The organism is Neobacillus sp. NPDC058068, from assembly GCF_042885335.1.
Classification (GTDB): Bacteria; Bacillota; Bacilli; order Bacillales; family Cytobacillaceae; genus Neobacillus.
Genome location: NZ_JBHVSI010000002.1, coordinates 433,879 through 440,533, shown reverse-complemented (window position 1 = coordinate 440,533; position 6,655 = coordinate 433,879). Strand labels below are relative to the sequence as shown.

Annotated in this window: 9 protein-coding genes; 6 read left to right on the top strand and 3 right to left on the bottom strand. The window is 38.1% G+C overall.

The annotated features are described in order from the left end of the window. Positions 1-287: 287 nt before the first annotated feature. From deoC to proC, 4 genes are all read left to right on the top strand, one after another. Entirely contained in the window at positions 288-962 is a 675-nt protein-coding gene (gene deoC / locus ACFVSW_RS04450; RefSeq protein ID WP_387312688.1) for a deoxyribose-phosphate aldolase, read from the top strand. A 24-nt stretch (positions 963-986) separates the two neighbouring features. Next, a complete protein-coding gene (locus tag ACFVSW_RS04445; protein ID WP_387312685.1) occupies positions 987-1,157 on the top strand; it encodes a XapX domain-containing protein in 171 nt (56 codons plus the stop codon). Between the two features lie 128 nt (positions 1,158-1,285). After that, positions 1,286-1,798 carry a DUF3189 family protein gene (locus ACFVSW_RS04440; protein ID WP_387312683.1) on the top strand — a complete coding sequence of 171 codons (513 nt, stop codon included), beginning with the start codon at positions 1,286-1,288 and terminating at the stop codon, positions 1,796-1,798. Positions 1,799-1,818: 20 nt separating this feature from the next. Next, on the top strand, positions 1,819-2,622 hold the full coding sequence (proC, locus tag ACFVSW_RS04435) for a pyrroline-5-carboxylate reductase (protein ID WP_387312680.1): 804 nt from the start codon (positions 1,819-1,821) through the stop codon (positions 2,620-2,622). Between the two features lie 130 nt (positions 2,623-2,752). Here the strand turns inward: proC and ACFVSW_RS04430 are convergent, their stop codons facing one another. Next, positions 2,753-3,772, bottom strand: coding sequence for an inorganic phosphate transporter (locus ACFVSW_RS04430; RefSeq protein ID WP_387312678.1), 1,020 nt, complete (start codon positions 3,770-3,772; stop codon positions 2,753-2,755). An 11-nt stretch (positions 3,773-3,783) separates the two neighbouring features. Then, positions 3,784-4,401 carry a DUF47 domain-containing protein gene (locus ACFVSW_RS04425; RefSeq protein WP_387312676.1) on the bottom strand — a complete coding sequence of 206 codons (618 nt, stop codon included), beginning with the start codon at positions 4,399-4,401 and terminating at the stop codon, positions 3,784-3,786. 367 nt (positions 4,402-4,768) lie between these two features. On the opposite strand from ACFVSW_RS04425, the gene ACFVSW_RS04420 reads away from it, so the two are divergent. Beyond that, a complete protein-coding gene (locus ACFVSW_RS04420) occupies positions 4,769-5,023 on the top strand; it encodes a GlsB/YeaQ/YmgE family stress response membrane protein (RefSeq protein ID WP_387312673.1) in 255 nt (84 codons plus the stop codon). A gap of 50 nt (positions 5,024-5,073) precedes the next feature. Here ACFVSW_RS04420 and ACFVSW_RS04415 read toward each other — a convergent pair whose 3' ends face one another. After that, on the bottom strand, positions 5,074-5,997 hold the full coding sequence (locus ACFVSW_RS04415) for an RluA family pseudouridine synthase (protein WP_387312671.1): 924 nt from the start codon (positions 5,995-5,997) through the stop codon (positions 5,074-5,076). Positions 5,998-6,109: 112 nt separating this feature from the next. Here ACFVSW_RS04415 and ACFVSW_RS04410 point away from each other — a divergent pair, with 112 nt between their 5' ends. Further along, positions 6,110-6,496 carry a YhcU family protein gene (locus ACFVSW_RS04410; protein WP_387312668.1) on the top strand — a complete coding sequence of 129 codons (387 nt, stop codon included), beginning with the start codon at positions 6,110-6,112 and terminating at the stop codon, positions 6,494-6,496. The last annotated feature ends 159 nt before the right edge of the window (positions 6,497-6,655 follow it).

Here is a 6,655-nt window from a genome sequence, read left to right as displayed (position 1 = left end):
ACAATGTTGATTGGAGTGGAAGGCGCGAGACTCCTGCGGGAGCAGCGGGACAGGTGAGACCCCGCAGGCGCTTTAGTGCCGAGGAGGCTCACCGCCCGCCCCGCGGAAAGCGAAGCGCCTGAAACGGAAATCAACATTCACTTTTAACACAGCCTTTTTATAAAAAAGTTTTACATTTGTTCATAAAAGTATTTACAAATGTTCAATGGTTTTGTTATAGTTACGTTGTGATAAATAATTACTAAGATTCTTTTATATAAATTTTATTAAATGGGGAGGATATTCATATGACACAAAATATTGTCAGCATGATTGATCATACATTATTAAAAGCTGATGCAACTCGAGGAGAGGTTGTTAAATTAGTCGAGGAAGCAAAAGAGTATTCGTTTGCCTCTGTTTGTGTAAACCCAACCTGGGTAAGGACTGCGGCGGAAATGCTTGCTGACACGCCTGAGGTGAAGGTGTGTACAGTAATTGGTTTTCCTTTAGGGGCGGCAACTCCTGAAACAAAAGCATTTGAAACAAAAAATGCGATTGAAAATGGTGCAAATGAAATTGATATGGTGATTAACATTGCGGCACTTAAGGATAAAGAGAATGATTTGGTTGAAAGAGATATCCGTGCTGTTGTAGAAGCGGCAAAAGGAAAAGCTTTGGTAAAGGTAATCATCGAAACATGCCTATTAACGAATGAAGAAAAAGTACGAGCATGTGAACTTTCGGTAAAAGCGGGAGCAGACTTTGTGAAGACTTCTACAGGCTTTTCAACAGGCGGTGCAACAGTTGAAGATATTCGCCTAATGCGCCAAACAGTCGGCCCAGAAATTGGTGTGAAGGCTTCGGGTGGTGTCCGTAGTGGTGAAGATGCGATTGCAATGGTGGAAGCAGGCGCAACTCGAATCGGTGCAAGTTCCGGTGTTTCAATAGCTAAAGGTGAGCTTTCTAATAGTAATTATTAATTTAATTAATGTGAGGTTAACTAGATGAAAGAAGTATTATTGGCTTTAGTTGCTGGATTAGTTGTTGGAATGCTGTTTAAATTTTTAAAACTTCCCTTGCCTGCACCTCCTGTATTTTCAGCAGTAGTTGGTGTTTTCGGCGTCTACTTTGGAGGCGTTCTGCTTGAGTGGGTTATGAAGTTAGTTCAGCATTAAATTTCCGAGGCGGAAAAGAGAAGCTAATCATCATTGATTACCTTCTCTTTTTTTTTGAATTCATTCAAAGAATCGAAGCTTGATAAAAAGAGCATAATATACATAGATAATAAAAAAGGGATGATACCATGATTTATATCTATAATGATTATGGCGGGACACATACTACTTCATTAGCAGCGGCTTATCATCTGAAACATTTACCACGATCAGAGCGGGAACTTAGTACTGAAGAAATATTAAATGTAAAATATTTTAACCAATTAACGAAAGAAGATTTTGGAAAGCTAATTTTACACGGGGTTGATGAGGATGGCCACTCCGTGTATACGATTGGACGGAAAAGAAATAAATATGTAGTACCAGCATTAAAAGAAATGAGTTTATTATTACAGGAAAAATTTAAATTTGATGAAAAGATTGTCTTTTCTAATACATCGCCGACTGTTCCCTTTACAATGTCAATGGGAGGATTTTTTTCAAGAGGCTTGAAAATTGATTTTATCGGGGTACCGTTACTAGTTAAGGGGGCCAAACAATGCTGTGATAATGTTTATCGCTTAGTTCAAAATACGAAAGAAGTGGGGAGAACTACTTTCTCAGAAAATGTCATCGTTTTGGAAAATAAAATGTATAAGTAAAAAGATAAGGTGTTGTAAATATGAACAAAACAATTGGATTTATCGGAGCAGGGAAAATGGCGCAGGCAATTATAGAAGGTATCGTGAAATCAAACATTATACCTAAAGAGAAGATCATCGCAAGTGCGATGACTGAAAAAACGCTCGAAAAAATCAAACACAACTATAATATTATTACCACACTACATAACAAAGAGGTTGCCAGGAGTGCCGACATCCTTATTCTTGCAGTGAAACCCGACCTTCATGAATTAGTTATTGAAGAAATTAAAAGCGATATAAAACAAAAGGCAATTATTGTCACGATAGCTGCAGGGATTTCCTTGATGGATATTGAGCGGGCATTTGGCACAAAGGTAAGAGCCGTTCGGACCATGCCAAACACGCCTTCTTTAGTCGGAGAAGGAATGACTGCCCTTTGCGCTAATGACTATTTAAGCGAAGAAGAGTTTTTGGAAGTGGAGCACCTGTTTACCGCCTGTGGCCAAACAGAGCGTCTCGAAGAAAAACTGATGGATGCGGTGCCATCCATCAGCGGGTCTTCCCCAGCTTATGTTTATCTATTAATTGAAGCAATGGCAGACGGGGGAGTACGGCAGGGAATACCAAGGGAAAAGGCTTACCGGCTCGCAGCGCAAGCCGTATTAGGCGCTGCAAAAATGGTACTTGAGACAGGAATACATCCTGGCGAACTTAAAGACCAAGTTTGTACACCAGGCGGTGCAACAATTGAAGCTGTAGCCTCTCTTGAAAAAAATCAATTTCGCGGAGCCGTAATGTCTGCAATGGAGAGCTGTACAAAAAAAGTAACAACCTTACTTTAAATTACAGAGAAATGAAAAGAGGAAGTAACAAAAGGGTTTACCCTTTGTTACTTCCTCTTTCGTTCAGGTCTAGGAAAATATAGATTCATTTGGGTGTAGATAACTGCCGCTTGCGCTTGGGCTTTTTGTACTAAAAAATTAGATTTAGAATAAAATAACAGATTGCTGCTAATAGTGCAGAAATAGGAAGGGTAATAACCCAGGTAATCAGCATCCGTTGTGCTGTACCCCATTTAACACCCTTTAGACGGTGTGAAGAGCCAACCCCAAGTATTCCGGAAGAAATAACATGGGTTGTACTAACTGGCATATGAATCAAGCTGGCGCCAAAAATAATTCCGGCCCCCGTTAAATCAGCAGCTACTCCGTTAATTGGACGTATTTTCATAATCTTTCCGCCAACCGTTTTAATAATCTTCCAACCGCCGATTGAGGTTCCGAGTCCCATCGCCAGAGCACAGGAGAATTGAACCCAATGAGGAACATCTGCAGTTGTTGGAAGATAATTATTAGCAATTAAGGCCATTGTGATAATACCCATTGATTTCTGGGCATCATTAGTTCCATGTGAATAGGATTGTAATGCTGCCGTTGCTATTTGGATAAAGCGGAAATTACGATTCGTTTTAGTTAAATTGAAATTTTTAAAAGCAACTTTAAAAATACTGTAAAGAATGTAACCTACGACAAATGCTAAAATAGGTGAAAGAATAAGAGCTTCAAGAATTTTTATAAAACCTTGGTAGTTAAGTATATTTAATCCTTTTGCAGCAACAGCCGCTCCTGCAATCGAACCGATCAGAGCATGAGAGGAACTACTTGGAATTCCGTAATACCAGGTGATCAGGTTCCAGGCAACTGCCGCAATCAATGCAGCAAGAATAACAATCGAACCTGTATTAGTGGCGGCACTACTGGAAAGCGTAAACGGGTCGACGATATCCTTAGAGATGGTCTTTGCGACACCGGTAAATGTCATTGCCCCAACAAAATTCATTATTGCAGCCAACAAAATTGCTTGGCGTGGTTTTAACGCTTTAGTTGAAACAGAAGTAGCGATTGCATTCGCTGTATCATGGAAACCATTAATAAAGTCAAATGCAAGGGCACAAATTACAATTAATATGGTGAGTATTAATATAAGGCTCATTTTTTTGCTCCTTAGGCATTTTTCATGATTATGGTTTCAAGCGTATTAGCGACTGATTGGCAGTAGTCAGCAATATCTTCAAGATTTTCGTATATTTCCTTATATTGAATAATACGGATTGGATCTTTTTCAATAGTAAATAGATGTTTAATCGATTGTCGTAAAACGTTATCACATTTTGATTCGTAATCTTTAATTTTAATAGCATGTTCACGAATTTTCAGTAATTTTTTGTTTGACAGTAATTCAACGGCCTTGTCAATTTCATGAACACTGCCATTGATTGCCTCGACAAATTTCAACATAAATTCGTCTGCTTGAGTAATCGAGTACATTTCGAATAAGGCAGCACAAGCTTCCAGACCGTCAAGCACATCGTCCATACTCATGGCTAAGTGGAGGATGTCTTCACGCTCAATTGGAGTAATGAAGGCATCATTTAATTCCTTTATTACTTCATGGACATAGCTGTCACCCTTTGTCTCAAGCTCCTTCATTTTCTCAGAAAAAATTTTTAAATCACTGATATTTTTTAATTTGTATTCTGTAAAGAAATTTGCACTTTCTTTTAAGTTAGTGGAAATATTATTAAGCAATACCGAGAATTTGTCATTCTTTTTGAATGCCATTGGTTGAACCTCCATTGAATATAAAATATGTATGACCTTAAGTATTTTATCTGAAGAATGTCGAAAAAAGATATATCTTAATAAAAAATTTACATAAACTTAACATTAGAATTTTACGAAAACTTCCATGTTACTTGGCGCATTTTAATTTACTTTTCACTGGGAGTCAGTAATTTATGTATTCAAGTTAATCTTTATCAGGTGAAATGAGCAAAAACATCTATGCAGGAATTATGAGTATAAAAAAGAAAATAGGGTATTTTAAAGGTACAGGCAGCAAGAAAAATAACTTTCCACTACTGCCTTAGGTCTTTGAAATATGCTAATAAATAAGTGAATCGTGAATACTAAAAAGGAGTGTTCTAATATGACCTTCATTTGGGCATTAATTGTCGGTGGAATTATTGGATGGTTAGCAGGGCTTATCGTCGGAAGAAATATTCCGGGTGGCATTATTGGTAATATCATTGCTGGTTTTGTTGGTGCATGGCTCGGAACAGCCGTTTTAGGAAATTGGGGGCCGCATCTAGCTAACTTTGCGATTATTCCGGCAATCATCGGTGCTGCCGTCCTGGTCATTCTGTTAAGCTTCATCATGCGTGCCTTTAGAAAAGCAGATTAAACATAAATAGGAACTGGAATTAGAAAAAGCCTCCCCTTCGGAGGCTTTTTCTATATTGTATCCAAATCAATTGTGTTAAAAATCTCCGGTAAATCTGTAAATGGTGCAAAGCATTCAATTTTCTCATTGGTAAATGGATGAATAAACTCAAGTTTAGCGGCATGAAGTGCCTGTCTTTTCACAAGTGGCTGCCCGCCATATAAAGTATCGCCAACTAAAGGATGTCCCAGGTGGCTCAAATGAACTCTAATTTGGTGTGTTCTCCCCGTCTCAAGCCAGCATTTTACATAGGAGCGTTGTTTGTTTTGATCTATTTTTAACACTTGATAGTGGGTAATCGCCTGAGATCCTGACTCTGAAACCCTTCTTCTTGTTCCATGATGGCGATCACGGCCAATTGGGGCATTGATCGTTCCTTTTTTTCGCTTTAATAGACCTTGTACTACTGCAATATATGTTCTTTTTATTTCCCGTTTTTCGAGCATTTTGTCAAAAACAGCACCTGCTAACGGATGTTTGGCAAACATAATTGCTCCTGTCGTTTCCCGGTCTAAGCGATGGATTTGCCGTATATTTCTTACTTCCCCACCCGCTTGTAAATAAAATGCAGCAGCATTAATAAGTGTATCTGTCTCAGTCTTAGGGTCATTTGGATGGGTGTTCATAAAAGGCGGTTTATTTATTACTAAAACATGGTCGTCTTCAAACAGGATATCAATTTCAAAGAAATTCGGAATAACTTGCAGTGTTTCTTCCTCGAATAGTTGGATTTTCAGCTTTGAGCCGGTAGCCAGCGGCAAATTCCAATTAGCACGAACTCCGTCTATTAGGACTTTATCCTCCATCCGAAATATATGAGTTAATTTTTTGGGAGCTTCCCAAACATGACGAAATAGCTCGTCTACTGTTTTTGCTTCCCATTCTTTTGGGACGATGATTTCAAACCACTCGCCCTTTCGTTTCGTTGTAAGCATTCATTACACATCCCTGCGTTTCTATTAATTACCACCGTTTATCCGCACTTAATTATGTTATTCTTATCTATATAATAAGACAGATTATAGCGATGGCAAAGGTGGGTTACTAGTGAAAATAGTTTTTGCCTCGATACCAAGTCAAGAAGTAGAAATTAATGGACTGGTGAGGTATATTTATTCCAATATTTTTCCGAACTTTTTTAGTGATGAGGAAATCCGTCAATTTGAAGAATTAAAGGTATTGCTCCCTTTTGAAGATTTTAACACATTGAAAGATGCTTTTCAGGTGATGACAAGTATGCAAACGTTAATATCCATTCTCGAATCTTCTCCCCTGGCTGAACAATATGAAGCTGTATTTAACAAAAATGTAGCAACACTAAAGGAATTCGGCTTGTTTTTTCCATTTGAATTTGAACAATTTGTAGAAGCAAAGTGTATGAAAAATCCGATGCTCAGCATTTACACAAAGGCTGACAATGAGTTGATTATATAGAAAAACCTTCGCCTGTGCTTTTTACAGGCTTTTTTTTATTTCTTCTCTTAAACATAGTGATTTTGAGGTATGATAGAATGTGAGTTGTTTCACTTGCCTGCAAAAATTGTCGGTTTATTTCTGGTGGTTTTTGAAGGAGTAACAGACTAAAACTTAGAA

Bases quoted from the DNA above. Each gene is read 5' to 3' on its own strand.
- deoC (WP_387312688.1), top strand. From the start codon at position 288: ATGACACAAAATATTGTCAGCATGATTGATCATACATTATTAAAAGCT.
- ACFVSW_RS04445 (WP_387312685.1), top strand. From the start codon at position 987: ATGAAAGAAGTATTATTGGCTTTAGTTGCTGGATTAGTTGTTGGAATG.
- ACFVSW_RS04440 (WP_387312683.1), top strand. From the start codon at position 1,286: ATGATTTATATCTATAATGATTATGGCGGGACACATACTACTTCATTA.
- proC (WP_387312680.1), top strand. From the start codon at position 1,819: ATGAACAAAACAATTGGATTTATCGGAGCAGGGAAAATGGCGCAGGCA.
- ACFVSW_RS04430 (WP_387312678.1), bottom strand. From the start codon at position 3,772: ATGAGCCTTATATTAATACTCACCATATTAATTGTAATTTGTGCCCTT.
- ACFVSW_RS04425 (WP_387312676.1), bottom strand. From the start codon at position 4,401: ATGGCATTCAAAAAGAATGACAAATTCTCGGTATTGCTTAATAATATT.
- ACFVSW_RS04420 (WP_387312673.1), top strand. From the start codon at position 4,769: ATGACCTTCATTTGGGCATTAATTGTCGGTGGAATTATTGGATGGTTA.
- ACFVSW_RS04415 (WP_387312671.1), bottom strand. From the start codon at position 5,997: ATGCTTACAACGAAACGAAAGGGCGAGTGGTTTGAAATCATCGTCCCA.